Annotated in this window: 21 protein-coding genes and 1 tRNA gene; 7 read left to right on the top strand and 15 right to left on the bottom strand. The window is 64.8% G+C overall.

The window, feature by feature from the left end; translation table 11 throughout:
* Window positions 1-58 precede the first annotated feature (58 nt).
* The 4 genes from rpsG to rpoB form a co-directional block, all read right to left on the bottom strand.
* Entirely contained in the window at window positions 59-529 is a 471-nt protein-coding gene (gene rpsG / locus ACFTSA_RS02690) for a 30S ribosomal protein S7 (RefSeq protein ID WP_003803829.1), read from the bottom strand.
* A gap of 1 nt (window position 530) precedes the next feature.
* A complete protein-coding gene (gene rpsL / locus ACFTSA_RS02685) occupies window positions 531-905 on the bottom strand; it encodes a 30S ribosomal protein S12 (protein ID WP_018773658.1) in 375 nt (124 codons plus the stop codon).
* A gap of 346 nt (window positions 906-1,251) precedes the next feature.
* Entirely contained in the window at window positions 1,252-5,151 is a 3,900-nt protein-coding gene (locus ACFTSA_RS02680) for a DNA-directed RNA polymerase subunit beta' (RefSeq protein ID WP_377949426.1), read from the bottom strand.
* 102 nt (window positions 5,152-5,253) lie between these two features.
* The gene (gene rpoB / locus ACFTSA_RS02675) at window positions 5,254-8,760 is read right to left on the bottom strand and encodes a DNA-directed RNA polymerase subunit beta (RefSeq protein ID WP_377949424.1); all 3,507 of its coding nucleotides are present in this window, start codon (window positions 8,758-8,760) and stop codon (window positions 5,254-5,256) included.
* A gap of 392 nt (window positions 8,761-9,152) precedes the next feature.
* On the opposite strand from rpoB, the gene ACFTSA_RS02670 reads away from it, so the two are divergent.
* Window positions 9,153-10,352: an acetyl-CoA C-acetyltransferase gene (locus ACFTSA_RS02670; protein WP_377949422.1), complete on the top strand. Its 1,200-nt coding sequence runs from the start codon at window positions 9,153-9,155 to the stop codon at window positions 10,350-10,352.
* 19 nt (window positions 10,353-10,371) lie between these two features.
* Window positions 10,372-10,851, top strand: a complete 480-nt coding sequence (locus tag ACFTSA_RS02665; RefSeq protein WP_377949420.1) for an aminoacyl-tRNA deacylase — start codon at window positions 10,372-10,374, stop codon at window positions 10,849-10,851.
* Between the two features lie 163 nt (window positions 10,852-11,014).
* On the opposite strand, the gene rplL is transcribed toward ACFTSA_RS02665, so the two are convergent.
* The 9 genes from rplL to ACFTSA_RS02620 all read right to left on the bottom strand — a co-directional run bounded on the left by rplL (window position 11,015) and on the right by ACFTSA_RS02620 (window position 17,686).
* On the bottom strand, window positions 11,015-11,392 hold the full coding sequence (gene rplL / locus ACFTSA_RS02660; RefSeq protein WP_003803837.1) for a 50S ribosomal protein L7/L12: 378 nt from the start codon (window positions 11,390-11,392) through the stop codon (window positions 11,015-11,017).
* Between the two features lie 75 nt (window positions 11,393-11,467).
* A complete protein-coding gene (gene rplJ, locus ACFTSA_RS02655; RefSeq protein ID WP_377949417.1) occupies window positions 11,468-12,049 on the bottom strand; it encodes a 50S ribosomal protein L10 in 582 nt (193 codons plus the stop codon).
* Window positions 12,050-12,342: 293 nt separating this feature from the next.
* Window positions 12,343-13,452 (bottom strand): GNAT family N-acetyltransferase, encoded by a 1,110-nt coding sequence (locus ACFTSA_RS02650; protein ID WP_377949815.1) that lies wholly within the window; start codon window positions 13,450-13,452, stop codon window positions 12,343-12,345.
* A 78-nt stretch (window positions 13,453-13,530) separates the two neighbouring features.
* Entirely contained in the window at window positions 13,531-14,622 is a 1,092-nt protein-coding gene (locus tag ACFTSA_RS02645; protein WP_377949414.1) for a GNAT family N-acetyltransferase, read from the bottom strand.
* Between the two features lie 207 nt (window positions 14,623-14,829).
* Window positions 14,830-15,537, bottom strand: a complete 708-nt coding sequence (rplA, locus tag ACFTSA_RS02640; RefSeq protein ID WP_331572376.1) for a 50S ribosomal protein L1 — start codon at window positions 15,535-15,537, stop codon at window positions 14,830-14,832.
* Window positions 15,538-15,726: 189 nt separating this feature from the next.
* Window positions 15,727-16,158, bottom strand: coding sequence for a 50S ribosomal protein L11 (gene rplK / locus ACFTSA_RS02635; RefSeq protein ID WP_003803853.1), 432 nt, complete (start codon window positions 16,156-16,158; stop codon window positions 15,727-15,729).
* A gap of 133 nt (window positions 16,159-16,291) precedes the next feature.
* The gene (nusG, locus tag ACFTSA_RS02630; protein ID WP_377949412.1) at window positions 16,292-17,134 is read right to left on the bottom strand and encodes a transcription termination/antitermination protein NusG; all 843 of its coding nucleotides are present in this window, start codon (window positions 17,132-17,134) and stop codon (window positions 16,292-16,294) included.
* Window positions 17,135-17,248: 114 nt separating this feature from the next.
* Window positions 17,249-17,533, bottom strand: a complete 285-nt coding sequence (gene secE, locus ACFTSA_RS02625; protein ID WP_377949410.1) for a preprotein translocase subunit SecE — start codon at window positions 17,531-17,533, stop codon at window positions 17,249-17,251.
* 80 nt (window positions 17,534-17,613) lie between these two features.
* A tRNA-Trp gene (locus ACFTSA_RS02620) sits at window positions 17,614-17,686 on the bottom strand.
* A gap of 272 nt (window positions 17,687-17,958) precedes the next feature.
* Here ACFTSA_RS02620 and ACFTSA_RS02615 point away from each other — a divergent pair.
* Window positions 17,959-19,176, top strand: a complete 1,218-nt coding sequence (locus ACFTSA_RS02615) for a pyridoxal phosphate-dependent aminotransferase (RefSeq protein ID WP_354257755.1) — start codon at window positions 17,959-17,961, stop codon at window positions 19,174-19,176.
* A gap of 210 nt (window positions 19,177-19,386) precedes the next feature.
* Here the strand turns inward: ACFTSA_RS02615 and ACFTSA_RS02610 are convergent, their stop codons facing one another.
* On the bottom strand, window positions 19,387-20,064 hold the full coding sequence (locus tag ACFTSA_RS02610; protein WP_377949407.1) for a LuxR C-terminal-related transcriptional regulator: 678 nt from the start codon (window positions 20,062-20,064) through the stop codon (window positions 19,387-19,389).
* On the bottom strand, window positions 20,061-21,476 hold the full coding sequence (locus ACFTSA_RS02605; protein ID WP_377949405.1) for a PspC domain-containing protein: 1,416 nt from the start codon (window positions 21,474-21,476) through the stop codon (window positions 20,061-20,063). The genes ACFTSA_RS02610 and ACFTSA_RS02605 overlap by 4 nt, the downstream gene beginning before the upstream one ends.
* Before the next feature lie 125 nt (window positions 21,477-21,601).
* On the opposite strand from ACFTSA_RS02605, the gene ACFTSA_RS02600 reads away from it, so the two are divergent.
* The 4 genes from ACFTSA_RS02600 to ACFTSA_RS02585 all read left to right on the top strand — a co-directional run bounded on the left by ACFTSA_RS02600 (window position 21,602) and on the right by ACFTSA_RS02585 (window position 25,070).
* On the top strand, window positions 21,602-23,269 hold the full coding sequence (locus tag ACFTSA_RS02600) for a PspC domain-containing protein (RefSeq protein ID WP_377949404.1): 1,668 nt from the start codon (window positions 21,602-21,604) through the stop codon (window positions 23,267-23,269).
* Between the two features lies 1 nt (window position 23,270).
* Window positions 23,271-23,555: a hypothetical protein gene (locus ACFTSA_RS02595; protein WP_377949402.1), complete on the top strand. Its 285-nt coding sequence runs from the start codon at window positions 23,271-23,273 to the stop codon at window positions 23,553-23,555.
* 3 nt (window positions 23,556-23,558) lie between these two features.
* The gene (locus ACFTSA_RS02590; RefSeq protein ID WP_377949400.1) at window positions 23,559-23,813 is read left to right on the top strand and encodes a PspC domain-containing protein; all 255 of its coding nucleotides are present in this window, start codon (window positions 23,559-23,561) and stop codon (window positions 23,811-23,813) included.
* A gap of 231 nt (window positions 23,814-24,044) precedes the next feature.
* The gene (locus ACFTSA_RS02585) at window positions 24,045-25,070 is read left to right on the top strand and encodes a 6-phosphofructokinase (protein ID WP_354257737.1); all 1,026 of its coding nucleotides are present in this window, start codon (window positions 24,045-24,047) and stop codon (window positions 25,068-25,070) included.
* The last annotated feature ends 44 nt before the right edge of the window (window positions 25,071-25,114 follow it).

Raw genomic sequence — 25,114 nt, 5'->3', positions numbered from 1 at the left:
TTCGGATGGACTACGCGTTCGCCGCCGGCTCGGTGGAGCCGGCGGCGTACGGGAAGTTTTACCAGCGGTAGTGGGCGAAGGCCTTGTTGGACTCGGCCATCTTGTGGGTGTCTTCGCGACGCTTCACAGCGGCACCGAGACCGTTCGAGGCATCCAGGATTTCGTTCTGGAGACGCTCGGTCATCGTCTTTTCGCGGCGGGCCTTGGAGTAGCCGACCAGCCAACGCAGGGCGAGGGCGGTGGAGCGGCCCGGCTTGACCTCAACCGGAACCTGGTAGGTGGCGCCACCGACACGGCGGGAGCGGACCTCGAGGGAAGGCTTGACGTTGTCCATGGCCTTCTTGAGGGCTGCAACGGGGTCGCCGCCGGACTTGGCGCGTGCACCTTCGAGAGCACCGTAGACGATGCGCTCTGCGGTGGACTTCTTGCCGTCAACCAGCACCTTGTTGATCAGCTGGGTAACCAGCGGGGAGCCGTAGACGGGATCTGATACGAGCGGCCGCTTCGGGGCCGGACCCTTGCGAGGCATATTACTTCTTCTCCATCTTTGCGCCGTAGCGGCTGCGCGCCTGCTTACGGTTCTTCACACCCTGGGTATCGAGGGCACCACGGACGATCTTGTAGCGGACACCGGGAAGGTCCTTCACACGACCACCACGGACGAGCACAATGGAGTGCTCCTGGAGGTTGTGGCCAACACCGGGGATGTAGGCGGTAACTTCGATACCACCGTTGAGGCGCACACGTGCAACCTTACGGAGAGCCGAGTTCGGCTTCTTCGGGGTGGTGGTGTAAACGCGGGTGCAAACACCGCGGCGCATCGGGCTGCCGTTCAGCGCGGGAGCCTTGGTCTTTTTGACCTTCGGCGTGCGGCCCTTGCGGACCAGCTGGTTAATCGTAGGCACTTTCGTGTTCTCCGTTGGTTGATCTCTGCCCCGCGCCAGGCGACAGCCTGTGTTGCGTGAGAGCTTTGGCGTTGTCCCTGCGGCTGCGGATCCGAAAGGGTCCGTGGGCGTGCAAAAGTGCGGCATTCGTTGCGCACGTAGCCCGCAACCCGGAAACAGGCTCCACCCAGCATCATGAGAACAAAACCGAAATGATGCTGCGGCGGCCTTCATCCACTGCCACACAGAACAATTACACAAAGTCTAGCATGGCTTGATCTGGAGCCTTAATCGGGTGTAGGGCGCCAACGGGGAAGGACCCCGCACTCAGTGAGTGCGGGGTCCTTCCTTCGCGTAGCGACTACTTTCAGCGGAAGTCGTTTCCGAGGTCGTAGTCGTCCAGCGGGATGGCGTGGAACTCAGGAGCTCCGTCGCCGCCCAGCGTGTCGTAGGAGAAGTCGCTGAATGCGCTCGGGCCGGTGAACAGGTTGGCCTTTGCTTCTTCAGTCGGCTCCACCGTGATCTCGGTGTAGCGCGGGAGGCCCGTGCCGGCCGGGATCAGCTTACCGATGATGACGTTCTCCTTGAGGCCGAGCAGCGGATCGCTCTTGCCTTCCATGGCCGCCTGCGTCAGGACGCGGGTGGTCTCCTGGAAGGAAGCTGCGGACAGCCAGGACTCGGTGGCCAGCGATGCCTTGGTGATACCCATGAGCTCGGGACGGCCGGAAGCCGGCGTCTTGCCCTCGGATACAACACGGCGGTTGGCGTCCTCGAAGCGGCTGCGCTCGGCCAGCTCACCGGGGAGCAGGTCGGAGTCGCCGGATTCGATGACCGTGACGCGGCGCAGCATCTGGCGGACGATGACTTCCACGTGCTTGTCGTGGATGCCAATGCCCTGGCTGCGGTACACGCCCTGCACTTCGTCCACGAGGAACTTCTGTGCGGCACGCGGGCCCATGATGCGCAGGACCTGCTTCGGGTCGACCGGGCCGTTGATGAGCTTCTGGCCCACCGTGACGTGCTGGCCGTCCTCGATCAGGAGGCGCGACCGGCGCAGGACCGGGTAGGCGATCTCTTCGGAACCGTCGTCCGGAGTGATCACCAGGCGCATCTGGCGCTCGGATTCCTCGATGGTGATGCGGCCGGCCGCTTCCGCAATCGGCGCCACACCCTTCGGGGTACGGGCTTCGAAGAGCTCCTGGATACGGGGCAGACCCTGGGTGATGTCGTCGCCACCGCTGGCGGAGACAGCACCACCGGTGTGGAACGTACGCATGGTCAGCTGGGTACCGGGTTCACCGATGGACTGTGCGGCGATGATGCCCACAGCTTCACCGATGTCCACGGTCTTGCCGGTGGCCAGCGAACGGCCGTAGCACAGGGCACAGGTTCCAACGCTGGACTCACAGGTAAGCACGGAGCGGACCTTGACCTCGGTGATGCCGGCTGCGAACAGCTCAGCGATCACGACGTCGCCGCAGTCGGTGCCGGCCGGAGCCAGGACGTTGCCCTTGGAGTCGACGACGTCAACAGCCAGCGTACGGGCGTAGGCGCTGTTCTCGACGTTCTCGTCCAGGGTCAGCTCACCGTTGGCATCAGCCACGGCGATCGGGGTGACGAGGCCGCGCTCGGTGCCGCAGTCCTCTTCACGGACGATGACGTCCTGCGAAACGTCCACCAGACGACGGGTCAGGTAACCCGAGTTGGCGGTACGCAGCGCGGTGTCGGCAAGACCCTTACGTGCACCGTGCGTCGCGATGAAGTATTCCAGCACCGACAGGCCCTCACGGTAGGAGGACTTGATCGGACGCGGGATGATTTCACCCTTCGGGTTGGCGACCAGGCCACGGATACCCGCGATCTGGCGGACCTGCATCCAGTTACCACGTGCACCGGAGGACACCATGCGGTTGATGGTGTTCATCGGCGACAGGCTGTCACGCATCGCCTGGGCAATCTCGTTGGTCGCCTTGTTCCAGATCTCGATCAGTTCCTGGCGACGCTCGTCGTCGTCGATCAGGCCCTTGTCGTACTGTCCCTGGATCTTGGCGGCCCGCTCCTCGTAACCGGCAAGGATGGCCGGCTTGGACTCCGGAACCTCGATGTCGGAGATGGCGACGGTGACGCCCGAGCGGGTGGCCCAGTAGAAACCAGCGTCCTTCAGGTTGTCCAGCGTTGCGGCCGTGACAACCTTCGGGTAGCGCTCCGCGAGGTCGTTGACGATCCGGGACAGCTCGCCCTTGTCGGCAACAGCCTCAACCCACGGGTAGTCCTCGGGCAGGGTCTCGTTGAAGAGGACCTGGCCCAGGGAGGTGTCCACCAGTGCGGGCTGGCCCTGCTCCCAGCCTTCGGGAGCTTCCCAGCCGGCGTAAGGAACAAAGCCCTCAAGACGGATCTTGACCTGGGAGTTCAGGTGCAGCTCGTGCGCGTCGAACGCCATGATGGCTTCGGACACGGAGCCGAAGACCCGGCCTTCACCAGCTGAACCGACACGCTTGGTGGTCAGGTGGTAGAGGCCGATGATCATATCCTGCGAAGGCAGGGTCACCGGACGGCCGTCGGACGGCTTCAGGATGTTGTTGGACGACAGCATCAGGATGCGTGCCTCAGCCTGGGCTTCGGGGCTCAGCGGCAGGTGGACTGCCATCTGGTCGCCGTCGAAGTCAGCGTTGAACGCGCCACAAACCAGCGGGTGGAGCTGGATGGCCTTGCCTTCAACAAGCTGCGGCTCGAATGCCTGGATGCCGAGGCGGTGCAGGGTAGGTGCACGGTTGAGCAGCACCGGGTGTTCGGTGATGATCTCTTCCAGCACGTCCCAGACCTGCGGACGGTAACGCTCGACCATGCGCTTGGCCGACTTGATGTTCTGGGCGTGGTTGAGGTCAACCAGGCGCTTCATCACGAACGGCTTGAAGAGCTCCAGCGCCATCTGCTTGGGCAGGCCACACTGGTGCAGCTTCAGCTGCGGGCCGACGACGATGACCGAACGGCCGGAGTAGTCGACGCGCTTGCCGAGCAGGTTCTGGCGGAAGCGGCCCTGCTTGCCCTTGAGCATGTCGCTCAGGGACTTCAGCGGACGGTTGCCCGGTCCGGTGACCGGACGGCCACGGCGGCCGTTGTCGAAGAGGCTGTCAACAGCTTCCTGAAGCATGCGCTTCTCGTTGTTGACGATGATCTCCGGAGCACCCAGGTCAAGCAGTCGCTTCAGTCGGTTGTTGCGGTTGATCACGCGGCGGTAGAGGTCGTTGAGGTCGGAGGTCGCGAAGCGGCCACCGTCCAGCTGGACCATCGGGCGCAGTTCCGGCGGGATCACCGGGACGGCGTCCAGCACCATGCCGAGCGGGCTGTTGTTGGTGGTCAGGAACGCGTTGACCACCTTCAGGCGCTTCAGGGCGCGGGTCTTGCGCTGGCCCTTGCCGTTGGCGATGATGTCGCGCAGGTTGTCGGACTCAGCCTGCATGTCGAAGTTCTCAAGGCGCTTCTTGATGGCCTCGGCACCCATGGAACCCTCGAAGTACATGCCGTAGCGGTCACGCAGTTCGCGGTAGAGGCCCTCGTCACCTTCGAGGTCGGCGACCTTCAGGTTCTTGAAGCGGTCCCAGACCTGCTCGAGGCGCTCGATCTCGGCGTCGGCGCGCTTGCGGACGTTCGCCATCTGGCGGTCTGCGGAGTCGCGTGCCTTCTTCTTGTCGGCAGCCTTGGCACCCTCGCCCTCGAGACGGGCAAGCTCGTTCTCAAGGTCGCGGGCGATCGCGGCGATGTCGGAGTCGCGGTTGTCGATCAGCTGCTTCTTCTCGACGTCATGCTCAACCTGCAGGTTGGGCAGTTCCGCGTGGCGGTTTTCCTCGTCGACGCTGGTGATCATGTAGGCGGCGAAGTAGATGACCTTTTCGAGGTCCTTCGGAGCCAGGTCAAGGAGGTAGCCCAGGCGGGACGGAACACCCTTGAAGTACCAGATGTGGGTTACGGGAGCAGCCAGTTCGATGTGGCCCATGCGCTCACGGCGCACCTTGGCACGGGTGACCTCGACGCCACACCGCTCACAGATGATGCCCTTGAAGCGCACGCGCTTGTACTTGCCGCAGTAGCATTCCCAGTCACGGGACGGGCCGAAGATCTTCTCGCAGAAGAGGCCGTCCTTCTCGGGCTTGAGCGTGCGGTAGTTGATGGTTTCCGGCTTCTTAACCTCGCCGTACGACCAGCCGCGGATGTCTTCCGCGGTGGCGAGGCCGATCTGCATGAGGCCGAAGGAGGATTCGCTGGACATATGGTCCCTGTTCTCTCTTGTTCTCTAAATTCTGAAGTCTTGGTTGCGGGAAGGGCCGAGGGGCCGGCGGCGGGTGGTGGCCACCCGCCGTCGGGACCCCTGCTAGACCTCTTCTACGGAACTGGGCTCTGCACGAGACAGATCGATGCCCAGTTCTTCCGCAGCCGTGAAGACTGCGTCATCAGAGTCACGCATTTCAATTGTGGTTCCGTCCGTGGAAAGCACTTCCACGTTCAGGCACAGCGACTGCATTTCCTTGATCAACACCTTGAAGGATTCGGGAACACCCGGCTCGGGGATGTTCTCGCCCTTGACGATCGCCTCGTAGACCTTCACGCGGCCGTGGATGTCATCGGACTTGATCGTGAGCAGTTCCTGGAGCGTGTAGGCGGCGCCGTAAGCTTCGAGCGCCCACACTTCCATTTCACCGAAGCGCTGGCCACCGAACTGTGCCTTACCACCCAGCGGCTGCTGCGTGATCATGGAGTACGGGCCGGTGGAGCGGGCGTGGATCTTGTCGTCCACCAGGTGGTGGAGCTTCAGGATGTACATGTAGCCGACCGAGATCGGATCCGGGAACGGCTCGCCGGAGCGGCCGTCGAACAGGCGCGTCTTGCCCGAGGAGTCGATCAGGCGATCGCCGTCGCGGGTCACGTTGGTGGAGTCGAGCAGGCCCGTGATTTCCTCTTCGCGGGCGCCGTCGAAGACCGGCGTTGCAACAGTGGTCTGGCCACTCTCACGCGGCAGGTTCGGCAGCTGCTTGGCCCACTCCGGCTCGCCTTCGATCTTCCAACCCGTCTTGGCAACCCAGCCGAGGTGCGTTTCCAGCACCTGACCGACGTTCATACGGCCCGGAACACCCAGCGGGTTCAGGACGATGTCAACGGGAGTACCATCGGCAAGGAAGGGCATGTCCTCGATCGGGAGGATCTTGGAGATGACACCCTTGTTGCCGTGGCGGCCGGCGAGCTTGTCGCCGTCGGTGATCTTGCGCTTGGCAGCCACGTAGACGCGGACCAGCTGGTTGACGCCCGGGGGCAGCTCGTCGTCGTTGTCGCGGTCGAAGACGCGGACGCCGATGACGGTGCCGGACTCGCCGTGCGGAACCTTCAGGGAGGTGTCGCGGACTTCGCGGGACTTCTCACCGAAGATCGCGCGGAGCAGGCGCTCTTCCGGAGTCAGTTCGGTTTCACCCTTCGGGGTGACCTTTCCGACCAGGATGTCGCCGGCTTCAACCTCGGCACCGATGTGGATGATGCCGCGCTCGTCCAGGCCTGCCAGGACTTCCTCGGACACGTTGGGGATGTCACGGGTGATTTCCTCGGCACCAAGCTTGGTGTCGCGGGCATCGATCTCGTGCTCCTCGATGTGGATGGAGGAAAGAACGTCCTCGGCAACGATGCGCTGCGAGAGGATGATGGCGTCCTCGAAGTTGTGGCCTTCCCATGACATGAATGCCACGAGGAGGTTCTTACCGAGGGCGAGCTCGCCCTGGTCGGTTGCCGGGCCGTCGGCGATGATGCCGCCAACTTCCAGGCGCTGGCCTTCGTTCACCAGAACACGGTTGTTGTAGCAGTTGCCCTGGTTGGAGCGGGCGAACTTGTTGATGCGGTAGTTGGTTTCCGTGCCGTCGTCGTTGAGCATGACGACGAGCTCGGCGGAGACCTCGGTAACCACACCGGCCTTCTTGGCGATGGTGACGTCACCGGCGTCGACAGCGGCGGCGCGCTCCATGCCGGTACCCACGAACGGGGCCTCGGAACGGACCAGCGGCACAGCCTGGCGCTGCATGTTGGCACCCATGAGTGCACGGTTGGCGTCGTCGTGCTCGAGGAACGGGATCAGGGCGGTTGCCACAGACACCATCTGGCGCGGGGAAACGTCCATGAACTGAACGTCGGCGGCGGGAACCAGCACGGGCTCGCCTCCACCACCGCGGGCACGGACCAGGACGGTTTCTTCAGCGAAGCGCTTGTTCTCGTCGAGCGGAGCGTTGGCCTGTGCGATCAGGACCTCTGCCTCGTCGTCAGCCGTCAGGTACTGGACGTCGTCGGAGACGACGCCGTCCTTGACCAGCCGGTACGGCGTCTCGATGAAACCGAACGGGTTGATGCGGCCGTAGGACGCCAGCGAACCGATCAGACCAATGTTCGGGCCTTCAGGGGTTTCGATGGGGCACATACGTCCGTAGTGGGACGGGTGAACGTCTCGAACTTCCATGCCTGCACGGTCACGGGACAAACCGCCCGGGCCCAGCGCGGACAGGCGGCGCTTGTGGGTCAGACCCGAGAGCGGGTTGTTCTGGTCCATGAACTGGGACAGCTGGGAGGTTCCGAAGAACTCCTTGATGGCTGCCACCACGGGACGGATGTTGATCAGGGTCTGCGGCGTGATGGCCTCGACGTCCTGGGTAGTCATGCGTTCGCGGACGACGCGCTCCATGCGGGACAGGCCGGTGCGGACCTGGTTCTCGATGAGCTCGCCCACGGCGCGGATGCGGCGGTTGCCGAAATGGTCGATGTCATCGATCTCGACGCGCAGCTCGTGGTCTTCGCCGTCGCGCTTGCCCATGATGGTCTTCTCGCCGGCGTGCAGCGCGACGAGGAACTTGATCATGGCCACGATGTCTTCAACGTGCAGGACCGAGGCTTCCTTGTCACCAAGGGAGCGGTCGATGCCAAGCTTGCGGTTGATCTTGTAGCGGCCAACCTTGGCCAGATCGTAGCGCTTGGAGTTGAAGTACAGGTTGTCCAGCAGGGACTGGGCAGCCTCGACTGTGGGCGGCTCGCCCGGACGCAGCTTGCGGTAGATGTCCAGCAGGGCGTCTTCGCGGGTTTCGGTGGCGTCCTTCTCCAGCGTTGCACGCATGGAGTCGTACTGGCCGAACTCCTCGAGGATCTGACCTTCGGTCCAGCCGAGGGCCTTCAGCAGCACCGTGACCGACTGCTTGCGCTTGCGGTCGAGGCGCACGCCGACCTGGTCGCGCTTGTCGATCTCGAGCTCGAACCAGGCGCCGCGGGACGGAATGATCTTTGCGGTAAAGATGTCCTTGTCGCTGGTCTTGTCAGCGGCGCGCTCAAAGTAGGCGCCCGGGGAACGGACCAGCTGGGAAACGACGACACGCTCGGTGCCGTTGACGACGAAGGTGCCCTTCTCGGTCATCAGCGGGAAGTCACCCATGAACACGGTCTGCTGCTTGATTTCGCCCGTGTTGTTGTTCATGAATTCGGCCTTGACGTACAGCGGTGCCGAGTACGTAGCGTCCCGGTCCTTGCATTCAGCCATGGTGTACTTCGGGTCAGCGAACTCCGGATCGGAGAAGCTCAGGGACATGGTGCCCTGGAAGTCCTCAATCGGGGAGATCTCTTCGAAGATGTCGGAAAGACCGGAGGTGGTGGCGACGCTCAGGTCGCCTTCTTCGACGGCCTTCGCAACGCGGGCCTGCCAGCGTTCGTTTCCGACCAGCCAGTCGAAGCTGTCCGTCTGCAGGGCAAGCAGATTCGGAACGTCAAGAGGTTCGTGAATCTTTGCGAATGAGAGCCGGCGAGTCGCACCATCGGTGCTTGCCGTGTTAGCGGTTTCGTTATTAGAGGTGCTCGAGGCGACCAAGAGGGATCCTTCCACAGACCTTCAGGCGTTTTCAGATCTCCCCCGCTTTTCACCCTGCGAAGTGACTCCGCAGTGCTACCATCCGGTTCCGCTATATGACCCGGAACCTGGTTCTGCCCATGCTGGTGACGTTGTTCACGGCACATTGATGGAACAGCTAACAGGCTAAGCCCACCGCTATATGAAGGCTGAAGGTAAACAGGGAAGACGCAAATATCTACGATACGGCAAAACCCCACGCGTGTCTACCCCACTTGCCAGCAGAAAGCAAGCACCGTTGCCACGGGCACCTAACCGGAATGCACCGCGCCTTCCCGGCGTTGAATGGATAGGTGACCGGGCTCACGATACCCTTAGGCCAACCATCGACCAAAAGACGGAAGAGAATATCCATGAGCAACTCCGCGGACAACAGCGACGTTGTCATCCTGTCCGGCGCGCGCACACCGCAGGGCCGGCTGAACGGGCAACTGGCGAGCTTCACCGCCGTCGAACTCGGAGCGCACGCCATCAAGGCGGCCATCGCGGCGAGCGGGCTGGAAGCCGATCGGGTGGACGCCGTCATCATGGGCCAGGTGCTGCAGGCAGGGGCCGGCCAGAACCCGGCGCGCCAGAGCGCCATCGGCGCCGGCATCGGCTGGAACGTCCCCACGGTGACCATCAACAAGGTCTGCCTCTCCGGGCTCACGGCCGTGATCGACGCGGCGCGGATGATCCGTGCCGGCGACGCCACAGTCGTCGTCGCCGGCGGCCAGGAATCGATGACGCGCGCGCCCCACGTCCTCCCCGGCTCCCGCCAGGGCTGGAACTATGGCACCGTCCAGGCGCTGGACGTTGCGGCACACGACGGACTGACAGATGCTTTCGACGGCCAGTCCATGGGCCTGTCCACCGAATCCAAGAACCTGACTCTCGGCATTGACCGGACCGCACAGGACAACGTGGCCGCCAACTCCCACCAGCGCGCCGCGATCGCCTCGAAGAACGGCGTTTTCGACGACGAGATCTCGCCGATCAGCGTCAAGCAACGCAAGGGTGACCCCGTGGTGGTATCCACGGACGAGGGCGTCCGGCCGGACACCAGGGTGGAGTCCCTGGCCGGCCTGCGGGCCGCATTCGTTACCGACGGCACCATTACAGCAGGCAACTCCTCTCCCCTGTCCGACGGCGCCTCCGCCCTGGTGCTGACCTCGCGGAAGTTCGCGGAGGAGAACGGTCTGGAATACCTGGCTGTTGTGGGCAAGCCCGGGCAGGTGGCCGGGCCGGACAACTCCCTGCACTCCCAGCCCTCCAACGCCATCCGGAACGCATTAAACCGGGCCGGCTGGAGCACCGCGGACCTGGACTTCATCGAAATCAACGAGGCGTTCGGTTCCGTGGCTGTGCAGTCGCTGAAGGACTTGGACTACCCGCTGGAGCAGTGCAATATCCACGGCGGGGCCATTGCGCTGGGCCACCCCATCGGAGCATCCGGGGCACGGCTGGCACTGCACGCGGCGCATGAACTGAAGCGGCGCGGCGGGGGCAAGGCGGCCGTCTCTCTCTGTGGAGGCGGCGGCCAGGGCGAGGCTCTCCTGCTGTTCCGTGATTAGTGATAGAGGGCAGGGACTGGTGAGCGGCAGGGAGCGGTTCCTTGCCGACGCCGCGGCGCGTGGCCTTGACGTCCAGCTCGTCGAACGCCTGGCGGCCCACAGCCTCGAGGAGGCTGCGGAGATCCTCGGCATCAGCCCGGCGGACATCGTCAAGTCCCTCGTGGTGAAGCATAAGGACGGCAGCTTCCTGTTCGCCCTCATCCCGGGCGACCGCCAGATCTCGTGGCCCAAGCTGCGCAGCCTGGTAGGCGTCAACAAGCTCTCGCTCCCGGCGGCCCACGTGGCGCTCGAAGCGACCGGCTATGAGCGCGGCACCATCACGCCGCTCGGCAGCACCACGGCCTGGCCCGTCTACGCGGACCGGACCATCGCCGGCAAACGGATTTCCATGGGTGCCGGCCAGCACGGCTACAGTGCCTTCGTCGACGCCGATGCCCTGGTCTCGGCCCTCGGCTCCGTACTCGCGGACATCAGCGAACCCTCCCCACCCGCACCCTAGCCTCGCAAGTCCGCGCCGGCTCCCCTGCCCTCGCAAGCTCAGGCTGGGACCCTCGCCGGCGCGGCTCCCCTGCCAGGGAACCCTGCGGGCGTGGGCCCCCGAAGCTGTTAAATGCAGGAATCCCCGCCCACCGGAGTGGAAGGGGATTCCTGGAAAAGCAGTGTTACTTGAGGGTAACGGTGGCGCCAGCTTCTTCGAGCTGAGCCTTTGCCTTCTCGGCAGCTTCCTTGGTGGCGCCTTCGAGAACAGCCTTGGGAGCGCTGTCAACCAGGTCCTTGGCTTCCTTGAGGCCGAGGGAGGTGATGGCGCGAACTTCCTTGATCACTGCGATCTTCTTGTCGCCAGCAGCTTCGAGGATGACGTCGAAGTCAGTCTTCTCTTCAGCTTCTTCAGCGGCGGCGCCACCGGCGGGGCCGGCAACAGCAACAGCAGCTGCGGTAACTTCGAAGGTCTCTTCGAAGAGCTTGACGAACTCGGAGAGCTCGATGATGGTCAGTTCCTTGAAAGCTTCAATGAGCTCTTCGTTGCTGAGCTTCGCCATGGTTGGCGTCCTTCCTATAAAGGTGGCCGGGGGCTGAATGCCGTCCGTTCCACCGGGAGTCTTTTTGGGAGAGAGTTAGTTCTCTTCGGCAGCGGCTTCGGCCGGAGCCTCTGCTGCTTCTGCGGCCGGAGCTTCTTCAGCGGCGGGAGCTGCGGCTTCAGCCGGAGCACCGTTCTCTTCTTCAAGCTTGAGGCGCAGTGCGTCGATGATGCGTGCAGCAGCGGCAGCAGGGGCCTTGAGGATGCCTGCAACCTTGGCGAGCTGCAGCTCGCGGGACTCGAGTGCTGCCAGGGCAGCAACTTCGCTGGCGTTCAGTGCCTTGCCCTCGAAGTAACCGGTCTTGATGACCAGCTGCTTGTTAGCCTTGGCAAAATCCGTCAGGCTCTTGGCAGCTGCAACTGCGTCACCCTTGATGAACGCGATTGCAGTCGGGCCGGCGAGCTGGCCGTCGAATGCTTCGACACCAGCTTCCTTGGCTGCAATGGCGGTCAGGGTGTTCTTGACGACCGCGAACTTGGTGTCCTGGCCGAGAGAAACACGCAGCTGCTTGAGCTGTGCAACGGTGAGCCCACGGTATTCGGTCAGGACAGCGGCGTTCGATTCCTTGAAATCGTTAGTGATCTCAGCTACTGCTGAAACCTTGGTAGGCGTTGCCATAACCCTCCTTCCGGGGATAGTGCCGGTGTTCCGGGTCCCCGCTCAGGTGAGCTAAAAACTAAAAACGCCCCGCGCAGATGCACGGGGCTTGGCTCAACGCTGTTCAAACAGCGGAACTTTGCTTCGTTCACCTGCGCCGGCCGCCCTATGTTCAGGGTCCTTCGTCTGGAAACCCACTGGCCCTTCCGCACACAACTGCAGAGTTGAGCTGAGCTCGAAAGAGTGGGAATCCAACAACCGACGGTCTTTGGTAGTTCAAGCTTACGGGACGATTCAGCGGATAACCAAATCGGCTAGCTCCTGCTGGGTCCCAGGTCCGGCAGTTCCTTCTGCCAGATCCCGGTGACTCCCGCCGTCGTGAACCCAAGCTGGTGGTTGACCGTGAGCAGATACCGGTTTTCCGGCGCGTTCCACGTGTAGATCACCCGCGCAGCAGGGAACTGCTCGGTGAGGCGCTCCATGTTTGCCACCTTGATGAGCAGGCCGAGCTTGTTGCCCCGGTGTGCCTGCAGCACCACGGTATCGTCTTGGAAGACGACGTCCTGCCGCTGTGCCAGGACGCTGATGGTGGTCAGTCCCACGAGCGTCTCCGTGGCGATATGTTCGACGGCGGTCACCACCGTCCGCCGTCCCTGGCCGATGGTCACTTCCTCCGCTTCCCGCAGGATCCGCGCGTCGAAGACTATGTCATCGGTTCCCTCGACCGGTCCGGCGTCACCGCCGGCCTGGTTTTCGAGGGCAGCCACCGATTCCAGCCAGCGCTCCGGGCAGCGGTCGGTCCAGTGGTGCAGCCGGTAGCGGCCGTTGTTGGCTTCCTGGGCCTCCGCTTCGAGCTCCGCCACCAGCTTGCTGTCCAGCGGCAGCGCGCAGGAGCTGAACTGCTCAATGTGCTGCAGCGTGTAGCCGGTGCGCTGGGCGAAATCCACCTCGCGGCTGCCCAGCGGCACGTAGCCCTGCCCGGAACCGGGCACCAGCTGCTCGGGCGCGAATTCGTGCAGGGAAGCCCCGGGGTGGTTGGTGTCCACCAGGATCATGGTGCGGCCCTCGTTCCGGGCGAAGTGCTCGGCGGCTTCCAGCAGCTGCCTGCCCACGCCCTGGCGCTGGTACTCGGGGAGGATGTCCAGGGTGAACTCGGCAAGGTCCAGGTTGTCGGCGAGGGGAAGGGCAATGTCCACGGTGCCCACGATGTCGCCGTCGACCTTTGCCACGAGGATTACCTGGCGCTCGTAGGGGTCGTCCAGTTCAAGGAGCTTTTCCAGCGGAGTGTAGGCGAGGTCGTCACTGCCCCAGGTATCCATCCGGACCTTGCGCCCCACCTCCACCGCGGCAAGGAAATCCGCTGCGTCGGCAGCGTCCACGGAGTCCGGAATATACAGCCGCTCGATCCGCACCTCTATTGCCATCATCCCCAGCCGTTTCCGCCGCTCGCCTGCAAGGCTGCGGGCTTGAGTCCCGGTGTATCCGTGGTCAGCATATGCCGGTTAGCGCCGGCGCTGCCACTCACCGTCGTACCCGGCCGGACGGAATCCCAAGGCCACGTTGATGGCCAGCATGTGGTCATTCTCGGCAGCGTTGAACGTGAGGACCCGTTCCACTTCGGGATGCTCGTGCTGCAGGCGCCGGAGGTTGAGCACTTTCACCAGCATCCCCAGCCGGTGCCCGCGGTGCGCCTTGGCCACCAGGGTGTCGTCCTGTTCGGCCAGCCATGGTTTTTCGTCCGTGTGCTGCAGCACCGAGTAGGCGGCCAGCTCACCGCTCCCCTTGTGCCGGGCGACTGCCACCAGTGACTCCAGGCCCGTACGCTTCCACTCGTCCTCGACGTGCCGGACACGACGGGCGTCCCACACCTCGGCGTCGTAGTGCAGCGCGCCGGCCGGGGTATCCGTGCTCATCCGCGACATGAGCACTGCCATCTGCTCCACGTGCTCATCCGGGCAGCGGTCCGTCCAGCCGAGGATCTCGTACCCGTCCCCGGCGATGCCGGCTGCCTCCCGTTCCAGCACGTCCAGGACACCGTCCGACGGCGGCATGTCCAGTGCGCTGAAACGCGTCACCTGTTCGAGGGTGTAGCCGGCCGCCACGGCGAACCGTACGCCGCGTGCCGCGGCCGGGACTCCGCCGGTGCCCGTTCCGGGCTTCAACATCCCCGTACCGTCCGGATCGAAGCCGGGTGCGTGCTCGGTAAAACTCTGCAGGGTGCTGCGTCCGTCCTCCGCTGCCAGCGCCTCTGCGTGCCGCAGGAGTGCCTGGCCGATGCCGCGGCCGCTGAACTCGTTGAGGACGTCCACCCGGACGAACGCGTCCTGCAGGTTTTCCTTCTGGGTAAGCCTCACCCAGGACCTCGCCACCATGCGGCCGTCCAGCCGCACGAAGAAGAGCCGCAGCTTCGCGTAGTCGTCGTCCCGCCACCCCTCCAGCCTGGCCCTGCGGGGCGCTGCCCGGTCCAGATTGCCCCAGGTCTCCAGCACCACGGCGTCGCTGAGGTCGCTGAACTCGTGGAAGTCTGTGGCGTCGGGAGCGTCAAGAGACGCGGGCAGGAACAGCGGCTCGATCCGGTAGGAGGGCGTCGTCACCGGATCAGCCTAACCGCAACGCCCTGCGGCCGACAGAGCCCCCTCCAGAGCGGAGCCCGCGCGCCTGACTGGAGTCCCGCCGTCGTACTTAAGGCTGCGAACCTCGCCGGCCGCGAAACGCGCCACGGGCAATGCAAAAGGACCGCCCGGCAAATGCCGGACGGTCCTTTGGTGCCGGCCGGATATCCGGCCGTGGGTTCAGGAAGCTTACGCCTCGATGAGAACCTTGGTGACGTTGGGGTCAACGGAGATGCCCGGACCGAACGTGGTGGCAACCGTTGCCTTCTGGATGTAGCGGCCCTTGGAAGCGGACGGCTTCAGGCGGAGCACCTCTTCGAGGGCGGCGGCGTAGTTCTCGGCCAGCTTGACGGCGTCGAAGGAAACCTTGCCGATGATGAAGTGCAGGTTGGAGTGCTTGTCGACGCGGAAGTCGATCTTGCCGCCCTTGATGTCGTTGACAGCCTTGGTGACGTCGGGGGTGACGGTGCCGGTCTTCGGGTTCGGCATCAGGTTACGCGGACCCAGGACCTTACCGAGGCGGCCAACCTTGCCCATGAGGTCAGGGGTGGCAACGGCTGCGTCGAAGTCGGTCCAGCCGCCGGCGATCTTTTCGATCAGGTCGTCGGAACCAACGAAGTCGGCTCCGGCAGCGATTGCTGCTTCGGCCTTCTCGCCCGTGGCGAACACCAGGACGCGGGCGGTCTTGCCGGTGCCGTGGGGCAGGTTGACGGTGCCGCGGACCATCTGGTCGGCCTTGCGGGGGTCAACGCCCAGGCGGAAGGCAACCTCAACGGTGGCGTCGAACTTGGACGGGTTGGTGTCCTTGGCGAGGGTTACGGCCTCGAACGGCGCGTAGAACTTCTCCGCGTCGATCTTAGCGGCGGCTGCCTCATATGCTTTGCTGCGCTTTGCCATGCTGCTTTTTCTCCTTGTGCAGTTGTGGTCTGCGGACCGCGCTGGGCCCTGCCACAGCCGCGAGTCCGGCGGTTTTATCCGTGTCGGAACTAGCGGCATTTCAATGTTTCAGTGGTGCCGGTTTTCCGGCGGTGCTGCCCGGCGTCGTTTCCGGTTTCCCGGATCCGTCGCCGCATCAGCGGGCGGGAATTAACCCTCGACGGTGATGCCCATGGAGCGGGCGGTGCCGGCGATGATCTTCGCTGCGCCTTCGAGGCTGGTGGCGTTGAGGTCTTCCATCTTGGTGGAGGCGATCTCGTTGACCTGGGCCTGGGTCAGCTTGGCAACCTTGACGGTGTGCGGGGTAGCCGAACCCTTGGCGACGCCTGCAGCCTTCTTGATGAGCTCTGCAGCCGGCGGGGTCTTGGTGATGAACGTGAACGAACGGTCTTCGTAAACGGTGATTTCAACAGGAATAACGTTGCCGCGCTGGGCTTCCGTCGCGGCGTTGTACGCCTTGCAGAATTCCATGATGTTGACACCGTGCTGGCCAAGCGCAGGACCGATCGGCGGAGCCGGGTTAGCGGCACCTGCCTGGATCTGCAGCTTGATGAGGCCGGTGACCTTCTTCTTGGGAGCCAATGTAGGGTCCTTCTCTCAAATGCGTCCTGGGACACAGGAGCGTGCCTCAGGTGGTTGACCGCCATGGCGAGGCGGTCGGCCGTTCCGGAACTGCTAAAGCGGGCCGCTCCGGAACGAATTCTGGGGTGATCGGCTAGATCTTGGTGACCTGGTTGAAGGCCAGCGTGACCGGGGTCTCGCGTTCGAAGATGGACACCAGCACCACGAGGGTCTGGGAATCCACCTTGATCTCGGAAATCGTGGCGGGAAGGGTCTCGAACGGGCCTTCCTTCACGATGACCGACTCGCCGACCTCGAAGTCGACGTTGACCGGAGCGGCAGCCTGCTTGGCGGGCTTGCCCTTCTCCGCCTGCTCCTCTTCGAAGACCGGGGCGAGCATGGAGAAGACCTCATCCAGGCGCAGCGGCACGGGGTTGTGGGCGTTGCCCACAAATCCGGTGACACCCGGGGTGTGGCGGACGGCGCCCCACGAGGCGTCGGTCAGGTCCATGCGGACCAGCACGTAGCCGGGAATGCGGACGCGGTTGATGACCTTGCGCTGAGCGTTCTTGATCTCAACGACTTCTTCCATCGGCACCTGGATTTCGAAGATGTAATCTTCCATGTCCAGGGTCTGGATGCGGGTTTCAAGGTTGGCCTTGACGCGGTTTTCGTAGCCGGCGTAGGAGTGGATGACGTACCAGTCACCCTCTTGGCGGCGCAGCTTGGACTTGAACTCTTCGGCCGGGTCGGTGGCCTGGGCGGCAGCAGCGGCCAGGACGTCGGTCCCTTCGGCGCCTTCCTCGGCGGCCTCTCCGGTCACGTCGTCGGCGTCGGTGTCGTCCTCATCGGAAGCGTCAGCGTCGTCTTCAAAATCGGCGTCGCCTTCGGAATCGGGCGCAGCAGACTCAACCTCGGAGCCCTCAGCGGACTCAGCCGCGGGGTTCTGGGTTTCATCCAGCTCAGTCTCAGTTACCTCGAGCTCCTGCTCAGACACTTGGTCTCCTGCTTCCTCATTGCCTAATTGCCTATTTAAATGGCTCAATTCCGCACACCCCGCAACTCCTTGCCGTTTCCGGCCGGAGTCCGCGCAGTCTGCGGACCGATCGCCTTAGCGGTCCGTGGCGCCTGTACCGCTGAAGACCCAGCTCACCGCGGTGCCGAACGCCAGGTCCAGCAGAGTGACGACCACCATCATGATGACTACGAATACGAGCACCACGAGCGTGTAGTTGATCAGTTCCTTGCGGGTGGGGGCGACGACCTTCTTCAGTTCGCCAATGACCTGGCGGATGAAGAGTGCGATGCGAGCGAAGAAGCCGGCCTTGGCGGCCTTCTTTGCGGGGCGGCCCTTGGAGCTGCTTGCAGCTGTTTCGGTCACCTGTTCCTCACTCATCCTCGCAAGTCGGATTACCCGGCTCTGAACTGAACCTTTGTTTGCTGCGCTTGCTCCGGCTTTCGCCGGAACAGCCTGCGCAGGGCAGACAGGACTCGAACCTGCAACCTGCGGTTTTGGAGACCGCTGCGCTACCAATTGCGCCACTACCCTATGGATCAAAAACCATGGAGGCCGCACTTTCCCCAAGGCCATCTGGGGCGCACGTCATCATCCGTGTTTTCAACACCGGAGAACCAGTCTACGCAACAACTGCGCTTACGTCGAACCAGCCTCATTTCGGACCGTTTTCGGCTTTTGAATCCGCGCCGCACCGCAGTCACAAATCCGTGTTCCACCTCGAACGATCCGGTGAACAGCATAGAGTAGATTCCGTCGAAATCCACCATTCAGCTCACCAGCTGCAAGCGAAGAACGGACCCGCCATGTCTTCCGCCCGCGTTTCCCAACGCATTTCCGCCATTGCCGAATCCGCCACACTGGCTGTCGACGCCAAGGCCAAGGCGCTGAAGGCGGCCGGCCGGCCGGTGATTGGCTTCGGCGCGGGCGAACCCGATTTCCCCACTCCGGACTACATCGTCCAGGCCGCAATCGACGCCGCCAGCCAGCCGAAGTACCACCGCTACTCCCCCGCCGGCGGCCTGCCCGAGCTGAAGAAGGCCATCGCCGAGAAGACGTTCCGGGACTCCGGCTACAAGGCCGACCCGTCCCAGGTGCTGGTCACCAACGGCGGCAAGCAGGCTGTCTACAACACGTTCGCCACCCTCGTGGATCCGGGCGACGAAGTGATTGTCCCCACGCCGTTCTGGACCACCTACCCCGAGGCCATCCGCCTCGCCGGGGGCGTCCCGGTGGAAGTCTTTGCCGGCCCGGAGCAGGACTACCTGGTGACCGTCGAGCAGCTCGAAGCAGCCGTCACGGACCGCACGAAGATCCTCCTGTTCGTCTCGCCGTCGAACCCCACCGGCTCCGTCTACTCGCCCGAGCAGGTCGCAGAGATCGGCAAGTGGGCTGCCGCCAAGGGCCTGTGGGTGGTCACAGACGAGATCTACGAGCACCTGACGTACGACGGCGTTCCGTTCACTTCCATCGCCACCGCCGCCCCCGAACTGGGCGACAAGGTAGTGATCCTCAACGGTGTTGCCAAGACCTATGCGATGACGGGCTGGCGCGTGGGCTGGATGATCGGGCCCGCCGACGTCATCAAGGCCGCCACCAACCTGCAGTCGCACGCCACCTCCAACGTGTCCAACATCCCGCAGATTGCCGCCCTGGCAGCCGTCTCCGGCCCGCTTACAGCGGTGGATGAGATGAAGGTCGCCTTCGACCGCCGCCGGAAGGCCATCGTGGACGGGCTCAACGCCATCGAGGGCGTTGAATGCCCGACGCCGAAGGGCGCCTTTTATGTGTACGCTGACGTCCGCGCGCTGCTGGGTAAGGAGTTCCCGACGGCGAACGGTACGGTCCGCCCGGAGACCTCGGCCGCGCTGGCCGCGCTGATCCTGGACGAGGTGGAGGTCGCCGTGGTTCCCGGTGAAGCCTTTGGCCCGTCCGGCTTCCTGCGGCTCTCCTACGCCCTGGGTGACGACGACCTTGCCACCGGCGTCGGCCGCCTGCAGGAGTTCCTCGGCAAGGCTCAGTAACCAGGCACGGGGCAATAGTTCCAAACGCTCCATCAGCTCCTGCAGCAAAGTCATGGATCCTCTCTCAGTTCCTGCAGGAAATCTTCAAACGCTCCCGCACCAAACTTTTTGGTGCGGGAGCGTTTGCAGGAACTGAGGACGCGTTGGAAAAGGGGCAGGTAGTGATCGAGCGTTTGGGGAAAAGCGGCAGGTAGTGATCGAGCGTTTGGGCTAGAGGAGGCGGCGTTCGGCGGCCCACTTGGTCAGTTCGTGGCGGCTCGACAGCTGCAGCTTCCGAAGCACGGCGGAGACGTGGGTTTCGACGGTCTTGATCGAGATGAAGAGCTCCTTGGCCACCTCCTTGTAGCTGTAGCCGCGGGCGATCAGGCGCATCACCTCGAGTTCGCGGGCAGAGAGCTTGTCCAGCTCGTCGTCGGCAATGTCCGCCGGGGCAGTGCCAAAGGCGTCCAGGACAAAGCCTGCCAGCCGCGGGGAGAACACGGCGTCGCCGCCGGCCACCCGGAACACGGCGTCGGTGATTTCCGCGCCGGAGATGGTCTTCGTAACATAGCCGCGGGCCCCGGCGCGGATCACAGCCACCACGTCCTCGGCGGCGTCGGACACGCTCAGGGCGAGGAACCGGGTTGTTCCCAGCAGTGCCGAGGAACCGGTGATGACTTCCCGGCCTCCCCCGCCGCGGCCGCCGGGCAGGTGCACGTCCAGCAGCACGACGTCGGGCCGTGCCGCTGCAATGACCTCGACGGCCTGTTCCACGGTGCCGGCCTCGCCGACCACCACCACACTCGGGTCCAGGTCAGCCTTCAGGCCGGAACGGAAAATCGCGTGGTCATCGACGATTACCACCCGCACACTTCTTCCCGCCGCGCCTGCCCCTGCTGATGTGCTCATGACTTCCCTTCCCCGTTGTCCGCGACGTCCGCAGGCAGCCTGAGGCGCACCTCCGTGCCGTCGGGTCCGCTGTTGATGGCGGCGTTGCCGCCGTGGCGTCTCATCCGGCCAATGATTGATTCACGGACACCCAGCCTGTCGTGCGGGACCGTATCCAGTTCGAAGCCGGGGCCGCGGTCCTTGACGAAGACTTCCGCGCCGCCGTCGGACACCTCAAGGTAGACGGAGACGGGGCCGCCGCCGTGGCGGGCTGCGTTCAGCATGGCCTCGCGACTGGCCTGGACCAGGGCCTCGTGGCGCTCGGTCATCTCCGTGTCGCCCACGGTCACGACGTCGACGGCGTTTCCCAGTCCGTCCTCAACCTCGGCCGCGGCTGCCTTGATCCGGTCCGAGAGCTGGCCGGCGTCGCGGGCGGGGTCCTTGAAGAGCCACCCCCGCAGCTCGCGCTCCTGCGCCCGGGCCAGGCGGACGACGTCGTGTTCGTTGCCTGCCCGCCGCTGGATCAGCGCGAGGGTCTGGAGGACGGAGTCATGCAGATGTGCGGCGATCTCCGCCCTCTCGGTCTCCCGCACGCGTCCTGCCCGTTCGGTTTCCAGATCGCGCCAGAACTTCAGGCCCCAGGGCAGCAGCACCAGCGCCACGCCGCCCAGCACGGCCACGGACGCGAGCAGCGCGAGCCACGTCTGCTGCCATGAGCCCGACCCGGAGACCATCACCAGCACGCCGGCCACCACAAGCGCCAGGCCCGCAGCCAACCGCGCCCAGCCGCCGGCCTGGTCCGCCTTGGTTTTATCGACCAGCCCGGCCCGGCGGGTTTCATCCAGCTGCATCCAGGCAATCGCCGCGCCGCCGAGTATGGCCGCCGCCGGGATCAGGCTGCCGAGGGGCACCTCCACACCCAGCAGCCTGGCGATCATGATCGCGGCCACTAGCAGGAGTCCTGCGCCCAGCAGGATCTCCTTGCCGTAGCGCATGCCCCGGACCCGGAACCAGGTGCCCGCCCCGGGAGCTGCGGTGGCCGCCGCGGGCTGGGAGGCGGCGCCGTCGTCGTACTCCCCCGCAGGCGGGGGGAAGGCAGGCGAAGAAAAAGTGCCCGCTGACGGGACAGTGCCTGGCGAAGGGACGGGGGCCGGGCCGGCCTGCAAGGTCACGGGCGGCAGGCTCACGGCGGGGGCAATGGGCGACGCCGGGCGGCGGGCATTGCGCTTGGCGTTCTCGTCGGCGGTTGGGACCATGATCCACAGCCACGCATAGAACGCCAGCCCCGCGCCGCCGGCGAAGGCGGCCACCACCATGCCGATCCGGACCATGCGCACCGGCCAGCCAAGATGGACCGCCAGGCCGGAACAGACGCCGGCGATCACGCGGTCGCTGCTGCGGACCAGAGGCGGGCGGATCGGGGCGGTGGTCATGCATCAATCCAAACACGGATCAGGGTTCCCGAGGCCCGTTATGAGGGTGAACCGGGGGTAACTCAGGGACGGTTCAGGGTGTTCCCCAATAGAGGACTGACCAGCGCGAACGGCAAGATCGAGGTATGAACTCGCAGAACCCCACCCCCAATGAAGGCCAGCAGCCGGGAACCCCGTCCGAAGGCGGCACCGGCCAGGAAGCGGAACATCCTGCAGAACCGGAAAACGCCGGGCCGGAGAACGCTCATCCGGAAGACGCAGCTCAGGAAAACGCAGGGCCGGACCACCCAGAGCCGGGCAGCCACACTCCGCCGGAGGATCCCACGGAACCGCTGTTCACCCCTTCCGGAACACACGCCGGAGCCCATGCCGGACCCGCCTACGGTGCCCCCGCTTACGGGGCCGGTTACGGCCGCACCGCCGAGCCGCTGAACTTCTTCGACTGGATCCGCAGCCACGGCATACACCGGGGACGCGACCGCTGGATCGGCGGCGTCTCGAGCGGCATCGCGGAAAGGATGGGCATCGACCCGCTGATCGTGCGCGGCATCTTCATCGTGCTGACGCTGTTCGCCGGCATCGGCGTCCTCCTGTACGGCCTCGGCTGGGCCCTGCTGCCTGAGCCCGACGGCCGGATCCACACCCAGGAGGCGGGCGCCGGCCGCTGGAGCACCGGCATGACGGGCGCGCTCATCACCTCGATCGTCGGCCTTACCGGCATTGGCGGCGGCTTCTGGGGATGGGGCCATGACGGCTTCGGCTTCTTCTGGGCGCTGTTCTGGATCGGCGGCATCATCTACCTGATCTACTTCCTGACCCAGCGGAACAAGAACCGCAGCGCAACGCCCATGGGCAGCGCCGCCGGAGGCCGGCCCGCCTACGGCTACGCAGCCCCCGGCAACCCGCCGGCAACCGCGCCGGCGGGATCCACCACCTCGCCGTCCTCCTTCGCCGCCGGCAGCCACACACCTGCCCAGCCCTACACCGTGCCGCCGACGCCGGACGCCATCCCCTCATACGGCCCGGCAAGCCCGTACAGCCCAGCTAGTCCGTACGGCCAGGCAGCCCCTTATGGCTCTGCAGCCCCCACTGCCTCCCACGGCGGCGGCCGTCCGCCGCGCCGGCCGGCTCCGGTTCCGGTGCCCGCACCGGTACCCAAGCCGCGGCCCAGCGGCCCCGGCACGCCGGCCGTAGCGATCACCGCCGGACTGGCACTGCTGGCCGGCGGAACGCTCAAAGCGCTCGACGCCGGCAACGTGATTGAGCTCGGCGATTCAGCCAACGCTGTGGTCTGGGCAGCCGGCGCGGCGGTCCTTGGCCTTGGCATCCTGCTATCCGGCCTGCGTGGCAGGACCTCGGGCATCCTCGGGTTCTTCGCCGTGGTGGCGCTCATCGTCGGCGGCATCTTCAGCGCCGTACCCAACGGCGACCGGTTCCGCTTCCAGAACGCGGACTGGAACCCCGTCACCATCGAACAGGCCCGCCAGGGCTTCCAGATCACCGGCGGCCGGGGAACTGTTGACCTGACCGGCCTGAACCTGAACCCGCCCCTGAGCACCGACGTCGTGATCCCCCTCGACGCCACGGCGAGCAACGTGACGGTCATCATCCCGCGCACCGTGCCCGTGGATGTCCGGGCCGACATGACCCTGGGCAACCTGAACGAGGGCACGGACAGCCGGGGCGGCATCACCTCCCGGCAAAGCAGCTACAACTCGGACAAGCCCGGCGCCCGCCTGATCCTCCAGATCGACGGCACCGTGAGCAACATCGCCATCCAGGAAGGAAACTGACATGGGCAGCTTTGATCCGTCACAGGAAACAAACCCACTACCCAAACCGTCCGCCACGGGAACGGACGAACCCGCCGAGGCGCCCGCCCGGGTAGGCACCATAGTCTGGGGGCTGGTGGTCCTCGCCCTGGCCGTCCTGATCGTCATCTCCCAACTGGGGATTGTGGTCCTGAACGGGACATACGTGCTGATCGGCCTGATGATCGGGGCCGGGGCGGCATTGGTGATCGGCGGGCTGCTCTCAGCACGAAAACGTGACAACAGGACAACAAACGGGAAGTCTTGAACCATGGAAAAGTTCTTCAGCATTGTCAGGGGCCTTGGCCTGAAGCGCGGACCGCAACGTTGGCTGGGCGGCGTATGCGGCGGAATCGCCGGGAAGCTGAACGTGGACGTGGCATTCGTCCGGATCGCATTTCTCCTGTTCTGCCTGCTGCCGGGCCCGGCCATCGTCTTCTATCTCGCGGCGTGGCTGATCCTGCCGGACCAGAACAACTCGATCGCCCTTGAGTCCTTCCTCGCGAAGCGCGGCATAGGGCGGTAGAGCCCTTGGCGGGCAACCGCCGTCGTCCATTCATACAGTGCCCCCGCTCCCGCCGGAACGGGGGCACTGTGCTGTCCCGGCCCATGCCGCGCCAGTGTGCTGGGACAGCATCCGGACCCCTCGGGGTGTAATCGTTTGTGTCCTACCCCACACTCCCCACTAGAATCTCTAATTGAGCTCAGCGTGGCGCTCTGCCCGTAAAACCTTCGAACCAGGATTTGAGCCAAGAAAATGAAAATCGGAATCCTCACCAGCGGCGGCGACTGCCCCGGACTGAACGCCGTTATCCGCGGCGCCGTCCTCAAAGGCATTGCCATCCACGGCCACGAATTCGTGGGGTTCCTCGACGGCTGGCGCGGCGTGGTGGAGGGTGACATCATCCCCATTCCCCGTACCCTTGTCCGCGGTATTGCCAAGCAGGGCGGCACCATCCTAGGCACGTCCCGGACGAACCCGTTCGAGAACGGCGGCGGACCCGACGTCATCAAAGCCCACATGGAACGGCTGGGGATCGACGCCATCATTGCCATCGGCGGCGAAGGAACCCTCGCGGCCGCCAAGCGCCTCACCGACGCCGGCCTGAAGATCGTCGGCGTCCCCAAGACCGTGGACAATGATCTCGACGCCACCGACTACACCTTCGGCTTCGACACCGCCGTGCAGATCGCCACCGAGGCCATCGACCGGCTGCGGACCACCGGCGAATCCCACCACCGCTGCATGATCGCCGAGGTCATGGGCCGCCACGTCGGCTGGATCGCACTGCACGCCGGCATGGCCTCCGGCGCCCACGCCATCCTTATTCCGGAACAGAAGACCAGCATCGAACAGATCACCAAATGGGTGACCGAGGCCCACGACCGTGGCCGTGCGCCGCTGGTGGTGGTTGCCGAAGGGTTCGTTCCGGAGCACATGGAAAGCCCGCACTCCGAGCGCGGTCTGGACACCTTCGGCCGTCCCCGGCTGGGCGGGATCGCCGACCAGCTGGCCCCGGAAATCGAAGCCCGGACCGGAATCGAAACCCGCGCCACCATCCTGGGCCACATCCAGCGCGGCGGCGTGCCGTCGGCTTTCGACCGCGTCCTGGCCACCCGACTGGGCATGGCCGCCGTCGACTCTGTGGTGGAGGGCCGCTGGGGCACCATGGTGTCGCTGAGCGGCACCGACATTGACCACGTGGGCTTCGAAGCAGCCCTGGGCAAGCTCAAGACCGTTCCGCAGCACCGCTACGACGAGGCCGCCGTCCTGTTCGGCTGAGGCCCCGGGCCGGTTCCTGGCAGCGCCAGTCGGACGGCAGGGAT

The organism is Arthrobacter sp. NPDC057013, assembly GCF_042674585.1.
In the GTDB taxonomy this organism is placed as follows: Bacteria; Actinomycetota; Actinomycetes; order Actinomycetales; family Micrococcaceae; genus Arthrobacter.
This window is presented reverse-complemented; position numbering and strand designations above follow the sequence as displayed.